Here is a 25,071-nt window from a genome sequence, read left to right on the forward strand (position 1 = left end):
TGGATTGAAAGATAAAAATAGGAAGATTTAACTTTTCTAGTCTGAAAAAGCTCACTATTTTTGCGCTCTTAAATGTTTGATGGAGACGCAAATGAAAAAAAAGCGAGTTAAGAAGAATAAAGACGCTCATGTAAAACGCTTGCACAATTATTATCAGCGTACAGGATTTTACATGTTTATATGGGAAAGCTTGAAAAAAGCTTTTATTCCCATAGTTCTTGTTGTTATCGGTTTATTCCTTTTTAACAAATATGTATATAACATAAATGATGGTTTACAAACTATGACAGAGACCTTCTCTAGAACAAGTTTGTTAATTACCTTTTTTGTTTCTGAAACTATACTAGGTTTAGTTCCACCTGAAATTTTTATCGCTTGGTGTAAAAAAACTCCAACACCTATAGTTAATTTGGCTTTGTTGGCTACTTTTTCATATGCTGGAGGAATTGTTGCTTATTACCTAGGTAAAGCTTCTTTAAGAATAAATGCTGTAAAAGAATACTTAGAAGTAAAAATGGCAAAGCATTTAAAGAACACGAAAAAATGGGGAGGCTTCTTAATTCTAGTGGGAGCATTATTACCATTACCTTTTGCTATAAGTTGTTTAACTGCCGGTATGATTAAGTATCCTATAAAAAATGTGATTATATTTGGTTTATTCCGTTTTTTACGATTTGCAATTTATGGCTGGGCTATATTTTCTGTAGTAAATTAATTTATTACTTTTCTCAGTCTTTTCTTTCACGTATTTTATTTAAATTAAGAGATTTACAAACCATACTTACACTAAATGGCATTAACAAATAATGATATTTTTAAAAAATTAAGAGTAGCACACAAACTACGAGATACTGACATTATTGAAATTTGCGCTTTAGTGGATTTCAAAGTTTCAAAAGGAGAATTAGGAGCATTCTTCAGAAAAGAAGATCATCCAAAATATATGGAATGCGGAGATCAAATCCTTAGGAACTTTTTAAATGGATTGATTATACATTTAAGAGGTCCAATGCCTCCAAAAAATAAATAAAAAAAAGGTTCTAATTGTAAAATTAGAACCTTTTTGGTTAAGTAGTATATGTAAAAACTTTTGTTCGCTCTTCATCGTGAGAACCTGCAAATCCAAAATGACATGGAGACAACTTCGGTAATTTTTTAAATGACTCATCTTCCACAAGAAATGGTACAACTGCTTTAATAATGAAATAAAATATTGTTGCTATTTCTAAATAATCGTTTCCTATTTTCTTCCACGCTCCTTCTCCGTTTACACCAAAGTATTTTTCAAAAAACACATCATTATCTATAGCAGAATTATTCATAATACAACCTTCATCATAAGCAATTTCAAAATCATTATTTGGCATAAAATCTATCTCAATATCACTTCCGTATTCATTCCAGTAAACATCTATTACCCCAATTTTTTCAATATCACTATATCTTAATTTATCTTTAGTAATAGAATTCAAATAATTAGTCATAGCAGCTAAACACCTGTTCGCTTCAACTTCCCAATCTACTTTTTGAATAATCTGAATGTTTTCTTCTTGTTCAAATCTATCTTTAATCAAAGCTTCTAATTCAGTATAGAAGTTATCTGAAAATATTTTCATTACTAAATAGTTAAGTGAATTAAAACTACAATTTTAATTGATGTAAACGAAATTTATTACCCTGAATTCAGGGTTTATCGAACTGTATTATACACAAAAAGCCTTGTGAATTTCACAAGGCTTTTTGTGTATACATCTTTATTTTTCTTCTTAGAAAGGTAAATCGTCTGGCTCGTTATCTGTTAAATCTGGAGCTGGTTGAAACTGATCTACTGGTGGTACATTTTGTCCAGCAGCAGCTTGTTGTAAACTTTCAATTCTCCATCCTTGGATTGAATTAAAATACTTCGCTACACCTTCAGGATTAATCCATTCTCTACCTCTTAAGTTGATTGAAACTTTTACATCTTGTCCAACCTGAAAAGAATTTAATAAATCACATTTATCTTGGATAAATTCAATAAGTATCATTTGCGGATACTGTTCGTCTGTAGTTACAACAAGTTCTCTCTTTCTGAATCCATTACTTCCAAAAGTTTGAGTCTCGTTAATAATTTTAATTTTACCTATAACTTCCATAATCTTACCTATTTATCAAAAGTACCTTCCAAGCACTTTCTACATCATTTTTGTCTAAATATTGTTGTGCAAATGTATGCTTTTTTTCTTCTGATAACCCCAAGTATTCAGGATGTTCTTGAGCAAAGTTATCAACAACTTCAGCATTTGGTAAAGCTTCTACATTAGCTAAAACACCTAAATTATTCCCTGTTAAAACAGTACTATTTCGAATTGGCTCAGGAATTTGATCTACTCCAATCCCTAAAGTTGATAATGGTTTAGGAATTTCAAAGAAACCATCTCTTGCTCTAGAATAAAAGCTTCCTCCTGCTCTAGATACTAAATCTATTTTATATTGATCTATTAAACCTTCTTCATTTAAAACCTCTTCTTTAATATGAACTTTAACGACTTCACAAACGATTAAATTTCCAGCTCCACCTTCATTTCCTGTATAAATAATATCATTTACTTTACATTCAAATTGAACAGGAGACTCTGCAACTCGAAACGGTTTTACTTCTTCAGAAGGTAACATTGTTAATCCAGCTTTTACAAATTCGTTTACTCCTTTAGGGTACATTGTACTACTTAACGACATTTGTTGAACAATATCGTAATTAACAATATTGATTACCACTTCTTTTGTTCTCTCTATATTATCTAACGTATGCTTTGTTGTATTATTTCTAACACTTCTTGCTGGAGAGAAAATCATAATTGGTGGATTGGCTCCAAAAACATTAAAAAAACTATATGGAGAAAGGTTTGGCTTTCCTTCTTCGTCGATAGTACTAGCAAAAGCTATGGGTCTAGGCGCAACTGCACCTAATAAATATTGATGTAATTTTCCTGTAGATACTTCTTTAGGATTTATCGTTAACATGATTTTTGTTTTGAATACTGTACTGTAAATATACTACGGATTAAGTTATAAAGTTATACTCTTAGAATAGTTTATATTTGACTAATGGGTTTTCTTAAAAATATCTTCTGGATAAAACGATTTATAATATTCATTTGTTTTGCTATTGTTTCTTTGATTTTATGGAACACATATTCTTTTTTTAAAAAGTTTAAAACAGATGAAAGAGTTAAAATGGAATTGTTTGCCATGTCTATTCAACGTATTGGTAACAATCCTGACTTGGATGCTGATATTTCATTAGAAACAAGAGCTATTGAAAATAAAATTCCTTGTATTTTAACCAGTGTAAATGGTAGTATATTACAGTTTCATAATCTTGATGATAAACGATCTTCAGATATTTTATACCTGACAGATCAACTAAGAATTATGAAAAACCAGAATAAACCTATAGAAATTAACTACTCTGGAAGAAAAGAATATATTTATTACAAAAACTCCGATTTACTTACAAAACTAACTTATTATCCTATTGCTCTAATTTTAATTTTAGGGTTGTTCTTAGCTGTAATTTATCTGTTCTTTAATTCTAGTAAAATTGCAGAACAAAATAAGTTATGGACAGGAATGGCCAAAGAAACTGCACATCAAATAGGAACTCCTTTATCATCTCTTTTAGGTTGGGTGACTATTCTTAGAGAAGAAAATATTGATCAAGATTATGTAGATGAAATTGAAAATGATGTTCAGAGATTAAGTACCATAGCAAATCGTTTTTCAAAAATTGGTTCTCTTCCTAAGCTCAAATCTGAAAATATTGTTGGCATTACAAAAGATGCTTTTGATTATTTAGCTTCTAGAAGTCCAAAACAAACTTCTTTTTCTTTTCATACTACTGATGATAATATCCAAACAAACTTGAATAATGTACTGTATGGTTGGGTAATTGAAAACTTAATTAAAAATGCTATTGATGCAATGGAAGGAAAAGGAAGTATTAACCTTTCCATTAAAAATAATGAAGAACATATTAAAATATTAATTTCAGATACTGGTAAAGGAATTCCTAAATCTAAATTTCAAATGATATTCAAACCTGGGTTTACTTCCAAGAAAAGAGGTTGGGGACTTGGATTATCGTTGTCTAAACGTATTATAGAAGATTATCATAAAGGAAAAATATTTGTTCAAAAATCTGAAATAGGAAAAGGAACAACTTTTGAGATTCAACTCAGTAAAACTGTAACCATTTCCTAAATCAGCAATTAAAATTTATTCAAAATGCTTTGAAATCTCTTCAGCCAAAGAAATAAACTCTTCATTAGTTAACTTTTCTTTTTTTGTAAACTGAATATCTTCCATTGCATTTAAAGGAACTAAATGTACATGAACATGTGGCACTTCTAAACCAACAACACTCATCCCTATTCGTTTGCATGTAATGGCCTTTTCCAACGCTTTTGCTACTCTGTAGCTAAAACTCATTAAATCTGAATATTCCTCTTCTGATAAATCAAAGATTTTATTCTCTTCCTTTTTAGGAACTACTAGTGTATGCCCTTTAGCATTTGGATTAATATCTAAAAAAGCAAAATGCTTTTCATCTTCCGCTACTTTATATGATGGAATTTCTCCTTGTATAATTTTTGTAAATATTGAAGCCATAGTGATTTTAATTTATCTGTGAAGTAAAAATAAAAAATCGGACTTAAATAGAATCTAAATCCGATAATTTTATCATTTGACTGTAACTCAGTTTATCTTGAAATCTCTAATATTTCAAACTTCATTAATCCATTAGGCACTTCAATTTCTGCAACGTCTCCTACTTCTTTACCAAGTAAACCTCTTCCTATTGGTGACTTTACAGACAACTTACCTTTAAGAACATCACTTTCACTATCTGCAACTAAAGTATAAACGAACTCCATGCCATTCGTAGAATTTTTCAATTTTACAATAGAATGAATTAAAACCTTAGAAGTATCTAATTCACTTTCATCTATAATTCTGGCATTAGCAACAACATTCTTTAATTTGGCTATTTTAGTTTCTAATAAAGATTGCTCTTCTTTAGCTGCATGATACTCTGCATTCTCACTTAAATCTCCTTTATCACGTGCATCAGCAATTTCTTGAGATACTCTTGGTCGCTCAACTTGTTCTAAATGCGATAATTCTTCCTTTAGCTTCTTTAAGCCTTCAGGAGTATAATATGAAACTTCACTCATAACTCTAAAATTTAAAAAATCCCAGTCCGTAAGGAATGAGATCGTCTAACAAATGTACAAAATATTTGTAAATTAGCCTCGTTAGCTCTAAAACAAAGATACATCCATGAAAAAAGTTATTGTAATTTTATTTGCCATTCTACTTTATAATTGTACTGATACTAACGACGATAATAATTGTTTTTTAGGTGTAGTTTTAAACGAAACCGTAAATTTATCAAATCCTCAATTTATTAACATTCAAGTTCCAGGAGGACATACAATAGCTAATATCGGAGGAAGAAATATCATTATTATACGAAATAATACTAGTAGTTTTAAAGCGTTTGACTTACAATGTCCTGAAAGAAACTGCACGACTCCAATGACTTTTGACGGATTAAAATTAATCTGCCCTTGTACCAATAAAGAATATAATTCTTTAAACGGTTCTCCGATAGATGGTGAAGGCTGTTTTGCTTTAGAATATAATGTAATTCAAGTAAGCAATAGTGCACTGCAAATAAGCAGATAAAATAATTTTATCAGCCAATATAAGATTAGTACTTTTGTGGCAACAACACAAAAAAATAATCGTGCAAAACTATTTTTCTTCTCACTTTAAATTAGGTGTATTAGGAGGCGGACAGTTAGGTAGAATGTTATTATCTGAAACTCAAAAATTAGATATTCATACTGTTATCTTAGATAAATCTGCAGATGCTCCTTGCGCACAAATATGTAATGAATTTTATCAAGGTGATTTACTTGATTTTGATACTGTTTACAATTTTGGTAAAAAAGTAGATTTACTAACTATAGAAATTGAAAACGTAAATATCGACGCCTTAGATAAGTTAGAAAGTGAAGGATTAACCATATATCCTAAGCCTAGTAACCTAAGAATTATTCAAAATAAAGCTCAGCAAAAGAAGTTTTACAAAGAAAAACAAATTCCTACTGCTGATTTTAATCATTATGCTTTTGTTGACGAGTTAAAACATTCTTACGAAAATGGATTGGTAACTTTTCCGTTTGTTTGGAAATCTGCTCGTTTTGGTTATGATGGAAATGGTGTTAAAGTTGTAAAAAATTACAATGATTTAGAAGCTTTACCTGAAGGAGAATGTATTGCCGAAAAGATGATTCCTTTTAAAAATGAGTTAGCAGTTATTGTTGCTAGAAATCCAAAAGGAGATTTAGTTACCTACCCTGTTGTTGAAATGGAATTTCATCCTGAAGCTAACCAAGTAGAATATGTGATCTGCCCGGCAAGAATTGACGAAACTGTTGCTGAAAAAGCTAGAAAGGTGGCCTTAAAAGTTGCTGATGCTTTCGATTTTGTTGGCTTACTTGCGGTGGAAATGTTTCAAACACAAGATGATGAAATTTTAGTAAATGAAGTCGCTCCACGAACTCATAATTCTGGTCATTATAGTATTGAAGCAAGTTACACCAGTCAATTTGAACAACATTTACGTAGTATTCTAGATTTCCCTTTAGGAAATACAGATAGTAAATTAGCTGGAATTATGGTAAACTTAGTTGGAGCTGAAGGTTACACTGGTGAAGTGATTTATGAAAACATTCAAGAAATCATGAATATCGATGGAGTAACTCCGCATTTATATGGAAAAAAAATCACGAAACCTTTCCGTAAGATGGGACATGTTACTATTGTAAATCAAAATATAGATAAAGCTAGAGAAGTAGCTCAAAAAGTAAAAGAAACTGTAAAAGTGATTAGTAAATAGTCTCAAGTATGCAATCTAATGCAATAAGCTAACTTTAGACTTAAAATAATAATTGAAAAAAATATGGTAGGAATTATAATGGGAAGTGATTCAGATCTTCCAATCATGCAAGAAGCAATTGATGTATTAGAAAGTATGGATATTCAAATAGAAGTTGACATTGTTTCAGCTCATAGAACTCCAGAAAAACTATTCGATTACGCTACAAATGCTCACAAAAGAGGTGTTCAAGTAATTATTGCTGGAGCTGGTGGAGCTGCTCACTTACCTGGAATGGTTGCTAGTATGAGTCCGTTACCTGTTATCGGAGTTCCTGTAAAAAGTAGAAACTCAATTGATGGATGGGATTCTGTTTTATCAATTTTACAAATGCCAGGTGGTGTTCCTGTCGCTACTGTTGCTCTAGACGGAGCAAAAAATGCAGGAATTTTAGCTGCACAAATCATAGGTGCTTCAGATAAATGTGTTTTAGATAAAATTATAACATATAAGGAAGGTTTAAAACTTAAAGTTGAAAAGGCTTCTGAACGAGTAAAAAAATAAACTAACTCTCTTTTCTATGAATATAAGATTCGTTTTTATCCTTACTGCTATCATTTTTAATAGTTGTAAAAAAACCAAAACAAACGATCCAATTATTCATAGAAAAGACAGTACCGAAACTAAATTTCTTCAAAATACAAATACACTTGTAGAAGCTGAAACTAAATATGTCAATGCTTTTTCTGGTTTACGCTACAGAGAAAAACCAAATGGAAAAATACTAGGTAAGCTTCCATACAACTCCAAAATATCTGTAATTAAACATTCAGGTATATTTTCCCAAATTAAGGACAATAATAATTTCATCGAAAGTGAATGGGTTGGTATTCATCTAAACAATGATACTGTTTATGTTTTCAATGCTTTTTTATCTGAAAAAATAAATAAAACTGGTGTCTGGGCTAAATTTCCTTTAAAAAAAATGCCTTTTGTTGACTCTACTAATTTTGATAATATGATCTTAAAAAATAAGTTGAGTATTAATGAAATTAAAAAACTACAGTTACAAGAATTATATCCTGATCTCCTAAAAGAAGATAGAGATTTCAATGCTTATCCTTCCTATCAGTTAGATTTAAAAAATGACCAACTACAATGTATTGCTGTTCTTGTTACAAAAGCTGGCCATGAAATAGAAACCGTATTGGTGGTTTATGAAAATGAAAAATTAATGAAATACTATGGCGATAGTCATGAAAAACCATTGATTAACTCTTTGACTGTCTCATATGATGAAATAGCAGAAGGCTGGTCAAGAATCACTTCTGAAATCAAGAACAACTCTATTACCAAAATAGATGCTTTATATACTGAACCTCCAAGAATAGATACCACCTTACATCACATAAACAGATTAGGATATATAAATAAGGTTACTATTAATTTTAAGAATAACATTAGGCCTAATCAGAAGTTAAAACTTCATACAGTTTATACCGACACGATTCGTTTTATGAATTATAATGATAATTACGACTACTTTTTTCTAGAAGCGAAGAAAAATAACAAAGACGTAAGCTTAATTTATAATTGGGACATCACTAAAAAGTATGACTTCAAAAAAAATGATCTTATAAAAATACAATGGAAAATAGACAGCATATTTATTGCGGGTGATGGTGAAACATTATCCTTCTCTGAATATGTAATTGATGCTAAAAGAATAGAATAAATTATTGTTTTTTAAACATCATATTTCTATGTATTTTCTTTCTTCAACAGTAGAGCCTGTATCATTGTTAATTTTAATCTTGGCAATGTTTTTAGGTAGTAAAAACATTGCCAAGATTAATAAAGTACAGTATAGAATACTGTCAGATCTCATAAAAATTTTGATTTGAAATATAAATAACTACTTAATAAAGTAAATATTACTTCTACATACATTCATCTTCAACATCTTTAACAATAGCTATTCCTACACCGTTACTTGTAGTCATATCACAAATTGCTTGGGGTATTATAGTTAACGGATTGTTTTGTATATTAAGCGATATAAGATTTGGTATGTTAGAAATTTCAACAGGTAATTCTCGTAAATTATTACCCTTAATATTTAAAACATAAAAACTATCAGGTAAATTACCTATTTCATTAGGTAGTTCTTCTAAAAGATTATTTTTTAAATATATACCTCTTATAGATGATAAACTTCCTATTTCTTTTGGTAATGTAGTTAATCTATTATCATTTAAAGTTAGTACCTCTAGAGTTTCTAAACTACCTATTTCTGTTGGCAAACTAGATAAAATTCTTCCCGAAATAGTTAAAACTCTTAATTTATCAAGAGAAGCAATACTTTCAGGAACTTCATTAATATTTACTGCTGCGACTACAAGTTCAGATACTCTACCATCAACAACTCTAACTCCGTTCCAATTTTCCATTGTTGGAGCCTCTAAATCCCAATCTAAATAAGTAAATGGTGTATTATATCGTTCATTAGCTCTGTAAAACTCCTCTAAGAAAAGTCGATCTAATTCTAAACAACTTAAAAGGCTTACATAAACAGTATATTCTTTTTCTGAACCATCTTCAGCAGTAATTGTATAGGTCACAGGATTAGAAAAATCTTGAGGTGTTCTACTTAAAGGAGTGATTTTAGCCTCCTCAGACAATAGAATTTCTGGAGTTAAATTAGTAACATCTGTGCCTTCAGGAACTTTTAAAACAATCTTATTTAGATCATTATCAATAGTAGCTTCAAATGTTTTATTATCAACTGTAACATCAAACTTAACAATGTCTTTAACACTTTTTAATGTTACTATTTTTACTGTATACTCTTTTTGAGTTTCACCATTTCCTGAGGTTACAGTAAATACAACATCATTTCTAAAGTCTATACCAGTATCGATTGTTGGTGATATTGAAGCTCCTTCTGATATTTCTACTGTTGGAATAACACTTTGTAAATCTTCCATTTCTGATATTTGTAATTTAATCTCATTATTTTCAATTATAGCTTCATAATTATCCGATAAACTTGGATTATTTTCCTTTAAAAAAGAAAAGTTTGAAATATCTGCTTCATTACTAGTGTTTGCTATTGTTACAATAACTGAATAAGCTACAAGATCATAACCGTCTTTAGAAAGCAGATAAATTACAGGACTTGAAAAATCTTGTACTGTATTAATATCAGGAATTATTTCAGCACCATCAGTAATGGTTATTGTTGGGATTAATGAAGTTAAAGATGTATTAAATGGTACATTTAAATAAATATCTTTTTCATCTTCATTAATTTTTCCTTCAATATCATTCGATAATGAAACATTATTGGCTGCTAGAAATTGAAAACTTAAAATTTGTAAATTCTCTTGGTTTGAATCTGGAGGTATACGTTCGTTATCTTCTGAGCATCCAAAAAATAATAGTAAAGAAAAAAAGGCTATCGCCAAATTGAAAAATTTCATAATTGTTTTGTTTAAGTTTATAAAAACACGACAAAACAAATTATTTCATAGCAACGAAAAGTTATCTACAGATAAGTATGAAATATTAATTTTTAAAGTAATTATTTTTTTCTTTGCTGTATTGTTGTGGATTCATTTTCAAATACCTAGCAATATATTTATCAGGTGTATGTTTTAAAATGATTTTTGATCTTTTTACATTTTCATAAAAGAGTCTAAATCTTTCTGCTGCACTTCTGTATTGCAATAAATGCATTCTATTTTCTCTATCTAGTAATATATCTTCATGAATTCTATACAAAAGCATTCCTACTTCATTGTGATCTTTCAATATTTCTTCTATATACTCTTTCTTAATACTTATTAACTCAACATCTGTTAAAGCTTCTTGAATTTCCAAAGACGGAGTTTTATTCACATAACTTGTTAAACTATTAAACCCTAATCCTATTGGAGTTAAATTAGTTGTTACTTCTTTATCTATATCTATAATATACTGATGTACAACTCCTTTTAATACGATATTTGAATATAACTCTATATCACCTTCTTTCAGAATACACTCACCTTTCTTATATACTCGTTTAACACAAAAAGACTTTATTGCATTAGAGAGTTTTTGACCTACAGGAAATGAATTATTTAAGAAATCACTAAAAACTTTAAAATCTTCATCTTCTATTTTTTGCATCAAAATATTTTTACCGTCAAAAATATTTGTTCGTTTAAATATACTCTCTCTTAATTACGTTAAGTTTTCTTTAAAATCTAAAACATATAAATCTCATAAATTATATTTTTAATATCATGCCTTTACTATGAAGTTATATTTAATTAATAACTTTGTCATAAAAGCTAATTAAAAATTTGCTGCTATTAATTAAAAGACAAAGTACATCTTAATTAAAAAACAGATGTAAACCACTTAAAAACCTCACTATGAAAATGATAAACAAACTAACAATCATCTTACATTTAATTGTGTTCTTGAATATAACTGCTCAAGAAAACTCAACTCAACCTAAAAAGAACAAAAAAAACAGTATTTGGTATGTCGATCTTTCTTTAGGACTTGCTGAAGGAGAGTCTGGTGGATTAATGGAAGGGATAGCTTTTAACTATCAATACAAAAAAAATCTTTTCACGTTAAAAGCTGCAGAAAACTCATCATACAATGAACACTTTTTTTTCTATCCTCTTTTTTTCTCTAAAGTAAAATCGCATCTAGAATATTCACTATTGTATGGACGAAGACATGTGTATAATAGTTTCTCTTTTAGCTACTCTGCTGGAGTTTCTCACGTTAAATTGAAAAAAAATATAAACAGTTCTAACTACAATGTTCAAAATTCTTTCGGTGTACCTCTTGAATTTAATGTGAGATGGTTTAAGGGTGAAAAGACAAGATTTCGTATTTTAGACATAATTCCTGTCGGAAAACCTACAAGTTTTGGAGTTAGTACAGGCTTTAAACTTGTTGCTAACATCTCTAAGTTCCCATATATTGGTTTAGGGTTAACTTTAGGTTTAGGGAAACATAAAATTTATAATTAGAATGAATCCATTATTACAAGAATTTGATACTCCTCCTTTTCAATCGATAAAAGAGGAACATTATAAATCAGCTTTAAAAGAAGCTATTGAGATCGCTAAAGAAGAAATTAAGACCATCGCAAATGCAACTTCTACTCCTACTTTTGAGAACACGACAGTTGCTTTAGATGATACTGGTGAAAAACTAGATCGTATCACTTCTATTTTCTTCAATTTAAATTCTGCTGAAACCAACAAAGAAATTCAACAAATTGCAAAAGAAATTTCTCCTTGGTTAAGTGAATTTAAAAACGATATGATTTTAAATGCTGATTTATTTAAAAGAGTAAAAGCTGTTTACGATCAAAAAGATAAATTAACACTTAGCCCAGAACAAAGTATGCTTTTAGAAAAACAATACAAAGGTTTTTCTAGAAATGGAGCTAATTTAAATGATGAGCAGAAAAGTGAATTAAGACAATTAGATGCTGAACTATCTAAACTTTCACTTCAGTTTGGAGAAAATGTACTAGCAGATACGAATGCTTTCGAAATGCTAATTACAGACGAAAAAGATTTAGCTGGTCTTCCTGAAGGAGCTAAAGAAGCTGCCAAATTAATGGCACAGCAAAAAGAGAAAGAAGGATGGTTATTCACTTTAGATTATCCTAGTTATATTCCTTTTATGACATATGCAGACAATAGAGAACTTCGAAAGAAACTTTCTATTGCTATGGGTAAAAAAGGGTTTCAAGACAATAAAAATAATAATGAAAAAATTGTTTTAACAATTGTTGAACTTCGACACAAAAGAGCACAATTATTAGGTTATAATTCTCATGCACAATTTGTTTTAGAAGAGCGTATGGCAGAAGCTCCAGAGAAAGTATTAGCTTTCTTAAATGATTTATTAGAAAAAGCAAAGCCTGCTGCTGAACGTGAATTTAAAAACTTAGAAAATTATGCTAAGAAATTAGACAATATTGATCGTTTAGAAAAATGGGATGGATCTTATTATTCTGAAAAATTAAAGAAAGAGCTATTTGATTTAGACCAAGAAGCTTTAAAACCATATTTTAAATTAGAGAATGTAATTGACGGAGTTTTTGAAATTTCTAATCGATTGTTTGATTTAAATTTTGAAGAAATTGATACTATCGACAAATATCATGAAGATGTAAAAACATATAAAGTTACCAATTCAAAAGGCGATTTTATATCTCATTTTTATGCAGATTTCCATCCAAGACCTGGAAAAAGAAATGGAGCTTGGATGACGTCTTACAAATCACAACAAATTAAAGACAATTTAAATGATAGACCTCAAGTTTCTATCGTTTGTAATTTCACTAAGCCAACCGAAACAAAACCTTCTTTATTAACCTTTAATGAGGTTACAACTTTATTCCATGAATTTGGTCATGCTTTACATGGAATGTTAGCGAACACTACATACAAAAGCTTGTCTGGAACTTCTGTTTCTTGGGATTTTGTAGAATTACCAAGTCAAGTTTTAGAAAACTGGTGTTACGAAAAAGAAGCCTTAGAGTTATTTGCAAAACATTACGAAACTGGAGAAACAATTCCTATGGAGTTTGTTCAGAAAATTAAAGAATCTGCTGCTTTCCATGAAGGAATGCAAACATTACGTCAGTTAAGTTTTGGATTATTAGATATGAGCTGGCATACTGGCAATACTGAAAATATTTCTTCAGTAAAAGATTTCGAGTTAAACGCTTTTAAAAACACCAAATTATATCCTGATGTTACTGAGAATTGTATGAGTACTGCTTTTTCTCATATTTTTCAAGGAGGATATTCAGCAGGATATTATTCTTATAAATGGGCTGAAGTTTTAGATGCTGACGCTTTTGAATATTTTAAAGAAGAAGGAATCTTTAATAAAGAAGTAGCTACTAAATTTAAAGATCATGTACTTTCTAAAGGTGGTACTGAAAAACCTATGGAATTGTACAAACGTTTTAGAGGTAAAGAACCTAAACCTGAAGCTTTATTAAAAAGAGCTGGACTTATCTAAATGATATTAAATATGTTAATCATATCTAAAAATCTCTTTCGTTGAAAGGGATTTTTTTATTTTTAAGATATAATTCGCTAAATAACTATGAAATCTTTCTTTTTATTCTTTTTTATCATTTTTTTCAGTTTCTCACAAACCAATATTAAAGGAACTATTGTCGACAATGGTAATCCTCTAGAAGGAGCTTCAGTATATTTAAACAACACTACTATTGGAGCTATTACTAATGAAAAAGGTGCTTTCGAATTAAATTTTAAAGAAGGAAATTATACACTTGTCGTTTCTTTTTTAGGTTATAAAACGTACCAAAAAAACATAAACACTTTAGGAAAAAAAACAATTGAATTAACCATAACTATGGAAGAAGACAATGAGTTTTTAGATGAAGTAGAAGTCAAAAAAATAATCTATGACGATGAATGGAAATATAATTTAGCTCGTTTTAAAAAGGCTTTTTTAGGAAGGACAAAATTAGCTTCAACTTGCAAAATTTTGAATGAAAAGGATATTTTTTTTGATTTCAACTACAAAACAAATACTTTAACAGCAGTAGCGAGAAAACCCTTAAAAATAAAACATAATGGATTAGGGTATTTAATAGAATACGACATTATAAACTTCAACTTAGGAAATAAAACTCTTTTTTTTAGTGGTTACGCTCAATACAAAAATCTAAAAAAGAAGATTCGAAAAAAATGGAAAAAAAATAGACTTAGCGCTTATAATGGCTCAAGAATGCAATTTTTAAGAAGTTTACTAAACAAAACAGTAGCAGAAAATGGTTTTCTTGTTCATAAGTTTAAGCGAGTAGAAAATAAAGAAAGACCTTCTGAAAAAAAATTACAAATGGCTAGAGAATATCTAAAATTACACGGAAGAAAAATAAATTTCTCTAAAACTATCACTACTCCTATTACTCCACTAGATAGTGCTATTGTAACACAACGCAAAGCCAAACTACCAAAATATCGTGACTATTTATACAAACGAGATGTTCCTTACGAAGAAATGATTTCTTCAGATAAAGGAACTCCTTACTTAGATTTTTCAGATTATTTAATGGTGGTGTATACTAAAGAACCCGAAGAAGAAAACTATGTTTCAGGAATTTTTAGCAAAAAAAGAAAACAAAGTAATGTACAAACTTCTCATTTGGTTTTATTGAATGGTAAATCTGAAATTGATAATCTAGGAATTATGGTCGATCCTAATGCAATTTTTAATGAAGGATACTGGGGATTTGAATCTTTTGCTAATATGCTTCCATTAAATTATCAACCTCCAAACAAATAAATATAATTCACTAGAAGACAAACAATAAACAATCATTCATTTATTTTTTTTATATTTATACTTAAAATTCGCTATAAATGAAACCTCTTTTTTTACTCTTTTTTTTCAGTTACTTCTCATACGCCCAAATTAATATCAAGGGAACTGTTTTATCTCCTGATAATACTCCACTAGAAGGAGCTGCAGTATATTTAAACAATACTAGTATTGCTACTTTTACAGATTGGAAAGGGAGCTTTAAACTTTATATAGAAAAAGGCAAACATCTATTAATCGTTTCTTATTTAGGACATAAAACTATTCATGAAGAGATTTTAATTGATGATCAAAATACTATTCAAAATTTAGAGTTTCGTTTAGAAGAGGAAGATGACACTTTAGATGAAATAATTATTAATTCTAAAGATAACAACAGTAATACTGGAAATACTCTGAAGTTAGTCAAATCAAAAAGATCTAGATATTCAGATTTTCAGAAATTCAGAACAGGATTTTTAGGTCGATCTACTTTTGCCAACAGATGTAAAATTGTTAATAGAGAAGCTTTAAGTTATTATTATACTCCTCAAACAGATCATTTTATAGTCACAGCCAAAGAACCAATAGTTGTAATTAATAACGACTTAGGTTATAAAATACATTACGACCTCATTAAATATGAACAAAAAAAACTAATTATAGGATATGTAGGATACTCTAGATACGAAGAGTTAGAAGGAGGAAAAAGAAGCAAAAAGAGATGGGAAAGAAATCGATTAATTGCTTACAATGGATCTGTAATGCATTTTTTGAGATCATTAGTTCGTGTGAATACAAAGGAAGAAGGCTTTGATATGGATTTGATGTTTAGAATTCCTAACATTAATTATCCAACCGAAAAAGAACTTCGCTTTGCCAAAAAATTATTTAGAGATTTAGAGCGATACAATGTACCTATTGACTACAATAAAACAATTATAATTCCTGAAACTCGAATAGATAGTGCTATTTTAATTCATAGAAGAGAATTAAAACACAAGAAAATTATAGATACAATTATTAGAAAAGATATTCGATACAGCGATGTAACCTATCGATTAAGTGGTAAAGCTTTTATGAACTTTAATGGGCTTTTAAAAGTAACTTACAATAATGAGAAAGAAGAATTTGAATATAAAAACGACCAGAAAGTATGGTCTGGGAAACAAGTTTCTAAATTTATTCTGATTAATACTCCGCAAGAAATTTTGCCTATCGGACAATTATCTGACCCAACAAACCATCTTGTAGAAGGATATTGGTCTTATGAGAAATTTGCGGTTGCATTACCACTCAATTACATCCCTCCTGAAAAACCAAAAATTGTAGCCAATTAAATCAACTAAACTCAAAAAACTATGAAATTTAAATTTTCAATTATTTTTTCCTTTTTCCTGTATATTACTTATGGTCAAATAAATGTAAAAGGTAAAGTAGTTTCAAAATCAAATCAACCCTTAGAAGGAGCCGCTGTTTTTTTTAATAGTACTACAATTGCTACAATTACAGATGAGAATGGAGAATATCAGTTAACTGTACCTGAAGGAAAATATAAACTAGTAGCTTCTTACTTAGGATTTAAAACTGTAGAACGTGAAGTTGACATTAATGAAAATACTTCTTTAGATCGTTTAAATTTCACCTTAGAGGAAGAAGACAGCCTACTAAATGAAGTCGTTATTGGCGCCAAAAAAAAGACAAAATCTAAAAAGCCTAAATATGAAGATTTTTTAGTTTTTAAAGAAGCTTTCTTAGGAAGAACCAATTATGCTGAAAAATGTAAAATTGATAATCAAAAAGCTTTAAAATATTACTTCGATCCAGCTACTAATACATTTAGCGTGGAAGCCAAAGAACCAATTATTATTATCAATAGAGATTTAGGTTATAAAATAACTTACAACTTAGAAAAATTTCAAATCAAAGATCGCATTATTAGCTATTTTGGATATTCACAATACGAAGAATTAGAAGGAAGTAAAAGAAAAAAGAAAAAATGGAAAAAGAATAGAAAAAAAGCCTATCATGGTTCTTTACGTCATTTTTTAAAAACTTTTATAACTGCAAATACAAAAGAGGAAGGATTTGACATAAATATTATGCATAGAGTTAGAAATGAAAAACATCCTTCAGACTCTGAGTTAGCATTTTCAAAAAAGATCTTTGAATTTCAAGATAAGAGAAGTGTTCCAATCAATTTTAATAAAGTAATAGTCAAACCTGAGTCGAAATTAGATAGTGCTATACTAATCCATCAAAGACAATTGAAACATCCAAAAATTATTGATAAATTAATTAAAAGAAATGTATCATATAGCGATATTAGTTATAGAGTTGAAGGAAAAGTTTATTTAAAATTCGATGGTTTTTTAAAGGTAACTTACAACAACGAACCAGAAGAATTTAACTACAAGAGAGATATTAAAAGAAGATTAGGAGTACAAAAGTCTAATTTTTTACTTTTTGATAGTCCTCAAGAAATTTTACCTATAGGACAAATAGCTGATCAAAATAACCGATTAGTTGAAGGATATTGGTCTTACGAATTATTTGCCAATGCACTTCCTTTAAATTACAAACCTCCGAAAGAATAATATTATTTTTTATTTTTTTCTTCTATCCATTTACTCATGTATTTTGTCGCTTGTAAAGTTTGATGTTGTAGTAAACTACCAAGAAAATTTGATGTTCGGTGAGCATCTAAATTTGCTATAAGTTGCGATATTTTTTCTAGAAAAACTCGACTCAAAACATGTTTATCATAAATAGAGTTAATAATTTTTATCCCATTATTTTGAGCTTGAAGCCAATTTTCTTTTTCTGAATATAGTTTTACCGCTAATTCAGAAAATACATTTAAATCATCTTCAATAAAGCCATTCCACGGAAAATTATCATGCATCCCTTCTGCTCCTGTAGAAGTCGTAACACTTGGTGTTCCGCAAATCATTGCTTCTGTTAATTTTCCTTTAATTCCTGCGCCAAACCTTAAAGGAGCTAAGACCACCTTGGCCTTACTCACTTTTTCAATTGCACTCGAAGTATAACCATGTAACAAAAATCCTTGCTCTGGTTTATGTAATTGCTGAATTTGCTGACTAACATAGGCTCCATAAATATGAACATTCACTTTTGGCAAACGATCGCGAATATTTCTCCACATTTTTTTTAACTCTAAAACGGCATCTACATTTGGCTTATGAAAAAAATTGCCAACAAACACGAAATCTTCTCTTTCTTCGTATGATAACCATTTTTCCTGATCTACTTTCTCAATTGTATCTAAAAGAAAAGGTAGATACAATAAAATACTATCGTCTATTTTAAATACTTCTTTTAATAATTGCATTTCGTAAGAAGAAATAATCAGACTTAAATCACATCGCAAAATAGAGGCTATTTCTCTTTTTGTTTCATCTGATTGTAATAAAGCTTTATTAGAAAAAGTTTCTCCTTTTTTTAATTGTTCATACCTTGTCTTTCTTAAGAAATGTAGATCTTCAGTATCTAAAATACGAATGGCCTCTGGGCAATATTTTGCTACTCTCCATCCGAATTGTTCTTCCATCATAAACCGATCGAAAACGACAATTCTCGGGTTTAAATTCTCTACGAAAGAATCAAATGAAGAAGAATTTAATTCAATCGCTACTTCTTCAACTCCATATTCAATTAATTGAACTGCATTCTCTCCTTTTTGTGCCGGACTAGCAAACGTAACCTGATAGCCATTATCTGAAAATAATGTTATTAATTGCATCATTCTACTTCCTGCAGCAGAAGAATTGGGCTCTACCCAAACATAACCTATAAATAAAACTCTACTATTCAATTATCGCTGTTGTTGGTATTTATATTCTCTTTCGACTTCTTTAGCCCAAGTAATTACCATTTCAATCTCTGCATCACTAAGCTTTGCTTTGCTATGCGTCCATGTATATGAATCTAAAGGCATATGTTCGTCTTCTATCTCTTGCCAAAATTCTTCCATTTTATGTTCTTTTTTTCGTGATGAAAAAGTAGACCATTTTGAAAGATTTAAATGCTCTTTCCCTTCTTCTACATGATGGTTAATCCAAAAATTAACTGGAGCGATACTATGATACCAAGGGTATTGTGTAACATTACTATGACAGTCGAAACAAGTATTTTTTAAAATTGTTTTTACTTCTGAAGAAGCACTGGTTTCATTTAAAAAAAAATCTAAAGATGATATTTCTCCGTTATTCTTTTCTGTGGGGATAAATTGGATAATTAGCAATATTAATAGTGCTATCCAACCTATTATTTTTAATATTTTCATATAAATACATCTTATCTGTTTTAAAAATAGTAATAATAACTAATACTGTCTTTTAATTCGTAAATAATTGTAATTTTGTATTAAAATAAAACAACTCATGAAATACGATATCATCGTTATAGGTTCTGGGCCTGGTGGATATATTGCTGCGGTTAGAGCTTCTCAATTAGGAAAAAAAGTAGCCATTATAGAAAAATATTCTACCCTTGGTGGTACATGTTTAAATGTTGGATGTATTCCTTCAAAAGCTTTATTAGACTCTTCTCATCACTATTATGATGCCGTTCATCACTTTGAAGAGCACGGTATCTCTGTTGAGAATCCAAAATTTGATTTTTCAAAAATGGTAGAGCGTAAAGCTAAAGTTGTAGAGCAAACTACTGGAGGTGTTAAGTTTTTAATGGATAAAAATGATATTGATGTTTACGAAGGTTTAGGATCTTTTGAAGATGCAACTCACGTAAAAATCACTAAAAATGATGGAAGTTCAGAAGTTATTGAAGGAACTAACATTATTATAGCTACAGGTTCTAAGCCATCTACATTACCTTTTATCTCTATTGACAAGGAGCGTATAATTACTTCTACTGAAGCTTTAAAACTTAAAGAAGTTCCAAAACACTTAATTGTTATTGGTGGTGGTGTTATCGGATTAGAATTAGGTTCTGTTTACAAACGTTTAGGTGCAGATGTTTCTGTAGTTGAATATGCACCAACAATCACTCCAACAATGGATAAAGATGTTTCTAAAGAATTGACTAAAGTTTTAAAGAAACAAGGAGTTAAATTTAATGTAAGTCATGGTGTTACTGGCGTAGAAAGAAAAGGAGATGAAGTTGTTGTAACGGCTACAAATAAAAAAGGAGAAGAAGTTACTTTTACTGGTGATTACTGTTTAGTTGCTGTAGGACGTAAAGCTTATACTAATGGCTTAGGTTTAGAGAATGCCGGTGTAAAAGTTACTGAGAGAGGACAAATTGATGTAAATGATCATTTACAAACTAATGTTTCTAATATTTATGCTATTGGAGATGTAGTTCGTGGTGCAATGTTAGCTCATAAAGCTGAAGAAGAAGGAGTTGTTGTTGCTGAATATTTAGCTGGTGAAAAACCACACATTGATTATAATTTAATTCCTGGAATTATTTACACTTGGCCAGAAGTTGCAGCAGTAGGAAAAACTGAGCAAGAATTAAAAGATGCTAATGTAGATTATAAGGCTGGAAAATTCTCTATGCGTGCATTAGGAAGATCTCGTGCTAGTGGAGATATCGATGGTTTTGTAAAAGTATTAGCTGACAAAAATACTGATGAAGTTTTAGGTGTACATATGGTTGGTGCACGTGTAGCTGATTTAATTATGGAAATGGCTGTTGCAATGGAGTTTAGAGCTTCTGCGGAAGATATTGCTCGTATTTGTCATGGACACCCAACTTATTCTGAAGCTGTTAAAGAAGCTGCGAAAGCTGCTTGGGACGGAAAACCACTAAACGCATAACTCGTTTATATTTTTATAATACAATTAAGGTTTCTCACTTTGAGAAACCTTAGTTTTTTTTATACATATCATAGATAGTATAAATATATCTTATGTTGTTATTTTTCGTATCTTAAATAGACAAAAAATTACATCATGAGATCTAAAACTACCATTCAATTTCTTATTGCATTTTTGTTCCCGTTTATTGTCTTTTCTAATAATTTCATAGAAAAACAACTTCCGTCTCCCGATAAACTGTATAGTTTTTATTCAGATCCTTTAGCCAAATCAACTATACATTATGGAAAAACACCTTCCAACTTTAATGGAGAAGTATTATTGTTTAATCATGGTTACATTGATATGAATCAGCTATTTTTTAAAAATAATACATTTTATTCAGATGCATATCGAAATGGTTACCAGGTAGTGTTTGTAGGCATCATAAAAAACGAAGATATCTGGATGAATGGTGAGTTGCTGGCAGAATCGATTGATATTATTACACACAAATATAATATCGGACAACTATCTATATTAGCTCACGGTCATGGAGGTAAAGCCGCAGAAGTAGCCATGTATTCTTTCAATAAAAATAATAAAGTAAAGAAAGTCATAACTTTTGGCACACCCTTTTGGGGAACATATATTGCTGATATCTCTGAACAACAATGGTTTAATTGGATATGGAAAAAAACCGGACTTAATAGTAAAAGCGTAACTTCTACTACTTATTATTGTCGTGATATTGTGAGACCGTTGTTTGATAATAATCCTAAAAATGAACCAAATAAATTTATAACTATAGGCGGTTCTAGTTTTGATAGTAAAGAAGATGTAACAACTCCATCGATGTTAACTACCGGTTCAATTTTATATTTTACACAAGGAACAAATGACGGTATTACACCTTACACAAGTTCTTTACGTCCAAAAAGTACATTTGTATTCGAAAAAGGAGAATTTGATTTAAATCATATTGATATTGCTTTTGGTCCATTTACTTGGGATATAGTTCAACCGTATCTTGATAGCAAAGAGACGAATACTAGAGCTGTTACCACATCAGAAACTAACGATATCATAACTAGTGATTATCAAATTATCAATTCAGAAAATAGTTATGATATTATTGTTGGAGACAAAAATACTACAGAAGTAATTGTAGATGTTTTTCATGAAAAAAATATTGAAACATTTAAACTCTTCGGAAATGATGTAAAACTCTCTCCTATTTCTAAAAAGAAAAAAGACGATTTTATAAATGACTACAGCAGTAGATATTTAATTAATTCAAAAACAAAGTTAGTTGCTAATTCACGTTTTGCCGCTTTTGTTCATTTTCCTGAAGGACCTAGAATGAGTTATAAAGCAATGAAAAACAAACAGTCTCTACTCGTTAATTTTGAAGATATAAATATTCCTACAGAAGAAATTGAAGTAGATGCTATTATAACAAAAACCGGAAATCTATATGGTGAACCTATTTCTGGTGACTCTTTTGTATATACATTTTCTTTCAAACCAGATGAAAAGCAGTTTGCTCTTAATGTTGATGGATTTAATGATGGTGTTTATAGTATATACATTACGGGGAAACATCCTACTTTTATAAGATCTATCATCTCTGGATTTACTGTTGGAAATATATCGCTATCAGACGTTAAAAAGGAAATTGTAGAAGACGAAATTACTTTTGATATTGAACTTAAAACTAATACAATACCTTACAACACTATACTTTTACAAAAAAAGACTACTGAACCATCAAAAATCTTAGTAAAAGTATTTAATGCAAACGGACAATTACAATTTAAGGAGATTTTAACCTCTTTCAATGGAAACTTTACTTTTACGGATGATCGTATCGCTAGTTTACGAAGTGGTATTTATATCATAGATGTAGAACAAGAAGAGTTCAAGAAAAGTTTTAGAGTTGTTAAAGAATAGCGGGGCTTCCTGAAACAGGATGACTTTTAAATACATTTATATAGTTATCCTTAAACTTATTACTTACAAAAAAGTTATGAGATTCCGAAATAAATTCGGAATCTCATTAAAATAAACTTTATAATTAAAACAGATATTTGAAATTTATTTTCAAATCCTAATTTTTAAAGTTTCATTATTTTGATTTTAATAATTTTTATGTTAATTTTTTATCCATTAACAAATTAAATTAACACAAAAACCTTTTTATGAAATCAAAATTTAAACAGCTAATAATATTAGCTCTAATCCTCTTTACCTCATTTTTTTCTTATGCCCAGAGTTTTGTAGAGAAACAACTTCCAGTTCCAAGTAAACTTAGTTCATTTTTCATTGGACCTTTAATTAAATCAACAATTCATTACGGAGAACGACCTTCAAATTATAATGGTGAAGTACTATTATTTAATCATGGTTACATCGATTTAAATCAGTTGTTCTTTACCAACAACACGTTTTATCAAGATGCTTACAATGAAGGTTATCAAGTAGTTTTTGTTGCCACCACAAGAGGTGAAGGTCTTTGGGAAAATGGTAAACTACTTGCCGAATCTATTGATATCATCACAAATAAGTATCAAGTAAACGACCTTACAGTAATTGCTCATAGTAATGGAGGAAAAGCTGCAGAAGCAGCTATGTTTTCCTATAATAAAAGAAACAAAGTGAAAAAAGTTATTGCTTTAGGAACTCCATATTGGGGAACTTATTTAGCTGATGTTTCTCAACAATGGTGGTTTAATTGGATATGGAAAAATACAGGTTTAAATGAAGGAGCCTTAACTTCTACAACTTATTATTGTAGAGATGTAGTTCGTCCTTTATTTGATAATGCTTCAAACAACCAGCCAGAAAAATTTATTATTCTCGGTGCTTCTGGCTTTAAAAGCGGACATACAATTCTAGCTCCTTTAATGTTCACAAGTGGTGGAGTTTTGTTCTTAGCTCAAGGAACAAATGACGGTGTAACTCCTTATAGTAGTTCTTTACGTCCAGGAGCTACTTACTTATTTCGCAAAGGAGAAGCTAAATTAGACCATATTGATGTAGCTTTAGGACAATATGTATGGAGAACGATAAAACCATATTTAAACAGCTCTAACCGTAATAAAACCATTTATAATACATCTGAATTTGATTACCATACGATAACTAGTGATTATCAAATTATAAATTCAGAAAACACTTATGACAAAATCATATATCCTAAAAATTCGAAACAAGTAGTTGTTGATATTTTTCATGAAAAGCCTTCTCATGATTTTAAGTTGTATGGAAACTTGAAAGAGTTGTCTCCTAATTATAAAACTAAAAACAATAATAAGATTGAAAATTACAGTAGTTCTTATCAAATGAAAAACGTTGAACAATTAACAGCTAATTCAAAATTTGCAGCTTTTGTTCACTTTTCAGATGGACCAAAAATGAAATATATTACACAGCAAAAAGATCATAATATTATTGTAAAATTTGACCAACTAAACATACCTATAGAAGAGATAAATGTAGATGCAATAATTACAAGAACAAGTGATTTGAATGGTAAAATCGTTAATGGTGATTCTTTTGTTTATCCTTTAACTTTAAATGGAAATGAATTTCAATTAGATACTTCTAATTTTGAAGAAGGAACTTATAGTGTTCATGTCTCAGGAAAACACAAAGAATTTACACGTTCGATTATTTCTGGTTTTGTAAAAGGTCGGCTTTCTGCTGAAAGTTTGGAAGAAGAAATCACTAATAAAAACAACTTCAATATTAATTTAAAATCCAATACAATTATTGATCATATTGAGTTAATATCTTCTCAAAAAGAAAATCAGAGTATAAACGTTTCTATCTATAATTTGAATGGCCAATTACAAATAATGAAACAATTTAAACCTAATGAAGATTATATCATTAAAGATAATGTAAGTACATTATCTCAAGGTCTGTACATTTTAACAGTTGAAAAAAACAACCTTAAAAAGAGTTTTAAAATCTTGAAGAAATAATTATAAT

Annotated in this window: 24 protein-coding genes; 15 read left to right on the top strand and 9 right to left on the bottom strand. The window is 29.6% G+C overall.

Translation table 11 applies throughout. The features are described 5' to 3' along the window. The first annotated feature begins 91 nt into the window (after positions 1-91). Complete coding sequence (locus tag AQ1685_RS17000) at positions 92-715, top strand: YqaA family protein (RefSeq protein WP_173862368.1); 624 nt, start codon at positions 92-94, stop codon at positions 713-715. A 75-nt stretch (positions 716-790) separates the two neighbouring features. Beyond that, complete coding sequence (locus AQ1685_RS17005; protein ID WP_095074113.1) at positions 791-1,030, top strand: DUF1456 family protein; 240 nt, start codon at positions 791-793, stop codon at positions 1,028-1,030. Between the two features lie 37 nt (positions 1,031-1,067). Here AQ1685_RS17005 and AQ1685_RS17010 read toward each other — a convergent pair whose 3' ends face one another. From AQ1685_RS17010 to AQ1685_RS17020, 3 genes are all read right to left on the bottom strand, one after another. Next, positions 1,068-1,616, bottom strand: coding sequence for a hypothetical protein (locus AQ1685_RS17010; protein ID WP_095074115.1), 549 nt, complete (start codon positions 1,614-1,616; stop codon positions 1,068-1,070). A 150-nt stretch (positions 1,617-1,766) separates the two neighbouring features. Continuing rightward, a complete protein-coding gene (locus AQ1685_RS17015) occupies positions 1,767-2,135 on the bottom strand; it encodes a DUF3127 domain-containing protein (RefSeq protein WP_095074117.1) in 369 nt (122 codons plus the stop codon). A gap of 4 nt (positions 2,136-2,139) precedes the next feature. Beyond that, a complete protein-coding gene (locus AQ1685_RS17020; protein WP_095074119.1) occupies positions 2,140-3,003 on the bottom strand; it encodes a flavin reductase family protein in 864 nt (287 codons plus the stop codon). Positions 3,004-3,087: 84 nt separating this feature from the next. Here AQ1685_RS17020 and AQ1685_RS17025 point away from each other — a divergent pair, with 84 nt between their 5' ends. Next, on the top strand, positions 3,088-4,242 hold the full coding sequence (locus tag AQ1685_RS17025; RefSeq protein WP_095074121.1) for a sensor histidine kinase: 1,155 nt from the start codon (positions 3,088-3,090) through the stop codon (positions 4,240-4,242). Between the two features lie 15 nt (positions 4,243-4,257). Here AQ1685_RS17025 and AQ1685_RS17030 read toward each other — a convergent pair whose 3' ends face one another. Further along, the gene (locus AQ1685_RS17030; protein WP_095074123.1) at positions 4,258-4,650 is read right to left on the bottom strand and encodes an HIT family protein; all 393 of its coding nucleotides are present in this window, start codon (positions 4,648-4,650) and stop codon (positions 4,258-4,260) included. Between the two features lie 92 nt (positions 4,651-4,742). Continuing rightward, positions 4,743-5,216, bottom strand: a complete 474-nt coding sequence (greA, locus tag AQ1685_RS17035) for a transcription elongation factor GreA (RefSeq protein ID WP_095074125.1) — start codon at positions 5,214-5,216, stop codon at positions 4,743-4,745. A gap of 106 nt (positions 5,217-5,322) precedes the next feature. Here greA and AQ1685_RS17040 point away from each other — a divergent pair, with 106 nt between their 5' ends. The 4 genes from AQ1685_RS17040 (at position 5,323) to AQ1685_RS17055 (ending at position 8,663) form a co-directional block, all read left to right on the top strand. Beyond that, entirely contained in the window at positions 5,323-5,730 is a 408-nt protein-coding gene (locus AQ1685_RS17040; protein WP_095074127.1) for a Rieske 2Fe-2S domain-containing protein, read from the top strand. Between the two features lie 61 nt (positions 5,731-5,791). After that, on the top strand, positions 5,792-6,949 hold the full coding sequence (locus tag AQ1685_RS17045; protein ID WP_095074129.1) for a 5-(carboxyamino)imidazole ribonucleotide synthase: 1,158 nt from the start codon (positions 5,792-5,794) through the stop codon (positions 6,947-6,949). Between the two features lie 63 nt (positions 6,950-7,012). Next, the gene (gene purE / locus AQ1685_RS17050; RefSeq protein ID WP_095074130.1) at positions 7,013-7,492 is read left to right on the top strand and encodes a 5-(carboxyamino)imidazole ribonucleotide mutase; all 480 of its coding nucleotides are present in this window, start codon (positions 7,013-7,015) and stop codon (positions 7,490-7,492) included. 16 nt (positions 7,493-7,508) lie between these two features. Next, positions 7,509-8,663, top strand: coding sequence for an SH3 domain-containing protein (locus AQ1685_RS17055; RefSeq protein WP_095074132.1), 1,155 nt, complete (start codon positions 7,509-7,511; stop codon positions 8,661-8,663). 205 nt (positions 8,664-8,868) lie between these two features. Here the strand turns inward: AQ1685_RS17055 and AQ1685_RS17060 are convergent, their stop codons facing one another. After that, on the bottom strand, positions 8,869-10,410 hold the full coding sequence (locus tag AQ1685_RS17060) for a DUF5018 domain-containing protein (RefSeq protein ID WP_095074134.1): 1,542 nt from the start codon (positions 10,408-10,410) through the stop codon (positions 8,869-8,871). A gap of 85 nt (positions 10,411-10,495) precedes the next feature. Continuing rightward, positions 10,496-11,101, bottom strand: coding sequence for a Crp/Fnr family transcriptional regulator (locus tag AQ1685_RS17065; protein WP_095074136.1), 606 nt, complete (start codon positions 11,099-11,101; stop codon positions 10,496-10,498). 248 nt (positions 11,102-11,349) lie between these two features. Between AQ1685_RS17065 and AQ1685_RS17070 the strand changes: the two genes are divergently transcribed. The 5 genes from AQ1685_RS17070 (at position 11,350) to AQ1685_RS17090 (ending at position 17,889) form a co-directional block, all read left to right on the top strand. Continuing rightward, positions 11,350-11,964: a hypothetical protein gene (locus AQ1685_RS17070; RefSeq protein WP_095074137.1), complete on the top strand. Its 615-nt coding sequence runs from the start codon at positions 11,350-11,352 to the stop codon at positions 11,962-11,964. Position 11,965: 1 nt separating this feature from the next. Next, positions 11,966-13,981, top strand: coding sequence for a M3 family metallopeptidase (locus tag AQ1685_RS17075; protein WP_095074139.1), 2,016 nt, complete (start codon positions 11,966-11,968; stop codon positions 13,979-13,981). Positions 13,982-14,068: 87 nt separating this feature from the next. After that, positions 14,069-15,277 (top strand): carboxypeptidase-like regulatory domain-containing protein, encoded by a 1,209-nt coding sequence (locus AQ1685_RS17080; RefSeq protein ID WP_095074141.1) that lies wholly within the window; start codon positions 14,069-14,071, stop codon positions 15,275-15,277. A gap of 77 nt (positions 15,278-15,354) precedes the next feature. Continuing rightward, a complete protein-coding gene (locus tag AQ1685_RS17085) occupies positions 15,355-16,632 on the top strand; it encodes a carboxypeptidase-like regulatory domain-containing protein (protein WP_095074143.1) in 1,278 nt (425 codons plus the stop codon). Positions 16,633-16,653: 21 nt separating this feature from the next. After that, positions 16,654-17,889 (top strand): carboxypeptidase-like regulatory domain-containing protein, encoded by a 1,236-nt coding sequence (locus AQ1685_RS17090; RefSeq protein WP_095074145.1) that lies wholly within the window; start codon positions 16,654-16,656, stop codon positions 17,887-17,889. Positions 17,890-17,891: 2 nt separating this feature from the next. On the opposite strand, the gene AQ1685_RS17095 is transcribed toward AQ1685_RS17090, so the two are convergent. Both AQ1685_RS17095 and AQ1685_RS17100 read right to left on the bottom strand, forming a co-directional pair. Further along, a complete protein-coding gene (locus tag AQ1685_RS17095; RefSeq protein ID WP_095075105.1) occupies positions 17,892-19,058 on the bottom strand; it encodes a glycosyltransferase in 1,167 nt (388 codons plus the stop codon). Positions 19,059-19,127: 69 nt separating this feature from the next. After that, entirely contained in the window at positions 19,128-19,598 is a 471-nt protein-coding gene (locus tag AQ1685_RS17100; RefSeq protein WP_095074146.1) for a heme-binding domain-containing protein, read from the bottom strand. A 97-nt stretch (positions 19,599-19,695) separates the two neighbouring features. Here AQ1685_RS17100 and lpdA point away from each other — a divergent pair, with 97 nt between their 5' ends. The 3 genes from lpdA to AQ1685_RS17115 all read left to right on the top strand — a co-directional run bounded on the left by lpdA (position 19,696) and on the right by AQ1685_RS17115 (position 25,064). Continuing rightward, positions 19,696-21,096 (top strand): dihydrolipoyl dehydrogenase, encoded by a 1,401-nt coding sequence (gene lpdA, locus AQ1685_RS17105; protein ID WP_095074148.1) that lies wholly within the window; start codon positions 19,696-19,698, stop codon positions 21,094-21,096. 135 nt (positions 21,097-21,231) lie between these two features. Then, positions 21,232-23,028, top strand: a complete 1,797-nt coding sequence (locus AQ1685_RS17110) for a T9SS type A sorting domain-containing protein (protein ID WP_095074150.1) — start codon at positions 21,232-21,234, stop codon at positions 23,026-23,028. Positions 23,029-23,276: 248 nt separating this feature from the next. After that, positions 23,277-25,064 (top strand): T9SS type A sorting domain-containing protein, encoded by a 1,788-nt coding sequence (locus tag AQ1685_RS17115; RefSeq protein ID WP_095074152.1) that lies wholly within the window; start codon positions 23,277-23,279, stop codon positions 25,062-25,064. Positions 25,065-25,071 lie beyond the last annotated feature (7 nt).

This window comes from Tenacibaculum jejuense (genome assembly GCF_900198195.1).
Taxonomy (GTDB): Bacteria; Bacteroidota; Bacteroidia; order Flavobacteriales; family Flavobacteriaceae; genus Polaribacter; species Polaribacter jejuensis.

Bases quoted from the DNA above. Each gene is read 5' to 3' on its own strand.
- AQ1685_RS17000 (WP_173862368.1), top strand. From the start codon at position 92: ATGAAAAAAAAGCGAGTTAAGAAGAATAAAGACGCTCATGTAAAACGC.
- AQ1685_RS17005 (WP_095074113.1), top strand. From the start codon at position 791: ATGGCATTAACAAATAATGATATTTTTAAAAAATTAAGAGTAGCACAC.
- AQ1685_RS17010 (WP_095074115.1), bottom strand. From the start codon at position 1,616: ATGAAAATATTTTCAGATAACTTCTATACTGAATTAGAAGCTTTGATT.
- AQ1685_RS17015 (WP_095074117.1), bottom strand. From the start codon at position 2,135: ATGGAAGTTATAGGTAAAATTAAAATTATTAACGAGACTCAAACTTTT.
- AQ1685_RS17020 (WP_095074119.1), bottom strand. From the start codon at position 3,003: ATGTTAACGATAAATCCTAAAGAAGTATCTACAGGAAAATTACATCAA.
- AQ1685_RS17025 (WP_095074121.1), top strand. From the start codon at position 3,088: ATGGGTTTTCTTAAAAATATCTTCTGGATAAAACGATTTATAATATTC.
- AQ1685_RS17030 (WP_095074123.1), bottom strand. From the start codon at position 4,650: ATGGCTTCAATATTTACAAAAATTATACAAGGAGAAATTCCATCATAT.
- greA (WP_095074125.1), bottom strand. From the start codon at position 5,216: ATGAGTGAAGTTTCATATTATACTCCTGAAGGCTTAAAGAAGCTAAAG.
- AQ1685_RS17040 (WP_095074127.1), top strand. From the start codon at position 5,323: ATGAAAAAAGTTATTGTAATTTTATTTGCCATTCTACTTTATAATTGT.
- purE (WP_095074130.1), top strand. From the start codon at position 7,013: ATGGTAGGAATTATAATGGGAAGTGATTCAGATCTTCCAATCATGCAA.
- AQ1685_RS17055 (WP_095074132.1), top strand. From the start codon at position 7,509: ATGAATATAAGATTCGTTTTTATCCTTACTGCTATCATTTTTAATAGT.
- AQ1685_RS17060 (WP_095074134.1), bottom strand. From the start codon at position 10,410: ATGAAATTTTTCAATTTGGCGATAGCCTTTTTTTCTTTACTATTATTT.
- AQ1685_RS17065 (WP_095074136.1), bottom strand. From the start codon at position 11,101: ATGCAAAAAATAGAAGATGAAGATTTTAAAGTTTTTAGTGATTTCTTA.
- AQ1685_RS17070 (WP_095074137.1), top strand. From the start codon at position 11,350: ATGAAAATGATAAACAAACTAACAATCATCTTACATTTAATTGTGTTC.
- AQ1685_RS17075 (WP_095074139.1), top strand. From the start codon at position 11,966: ATGAATCCATTATTACAAGAATTTGATACTCCTCCTTTTCAATCGATA.
- AQ1685_RS17080 (WP_095074141.1), top strand. From the start codon at position 14,069: ATGAAATCTTTCTTTTTATTCTTTTTTATCATTTTTTTCAGTTTCTCA.
- AQ1685_RS17085 (WP_095074143.1), top strand. From the start codon at position 15,355: ATGAAACCTCTTTTTTTACTCTTTTTTTTCAGTTACTTCTCATACGCC.
- AQ1685_RS17090 (WP_095074145.1), top strand. From the start codon at position 16,654: ATGAAATTTAAATTTTCAATTATTTTTTCCTTTTTCCTGTATATTACT.
- AQ1685_RS17095 (WP_095075105.1), bottom strand. From the start codon at position 19,058: ATGATGCAATTAATAACATTATTTTCAGATAATGGCTATCAGGTTACG.
- AQ1685_RS17100 (WP_095074146.1), bottom strand. From the start codon at position 19,598: ATGAAAATATTAAAAATAATAGGTTGGATAGCACTATTAATATTGCTA.
- lpdA (WP_095074148.1), top strand. From the start codon at position 19,696: ATGAAATACGATATCATCGTTATAGGTTCTGGGCCTGGTGGATATATT.
- AQ1685_RS17110 (WP_095074150.1), top strand. From the start codon at position 21,232: ATGAGATCTAAAACTACCATTCAATTTCTTATTGCATTTTTGTTCCCG.
- AQ1685_RS17115 (WP_095074152.1), top strand. From the start codon at position 23,277: ATGAAATCAAAATTTAAACAGCTAATAATATTAGCTCTAATCCTCTTT.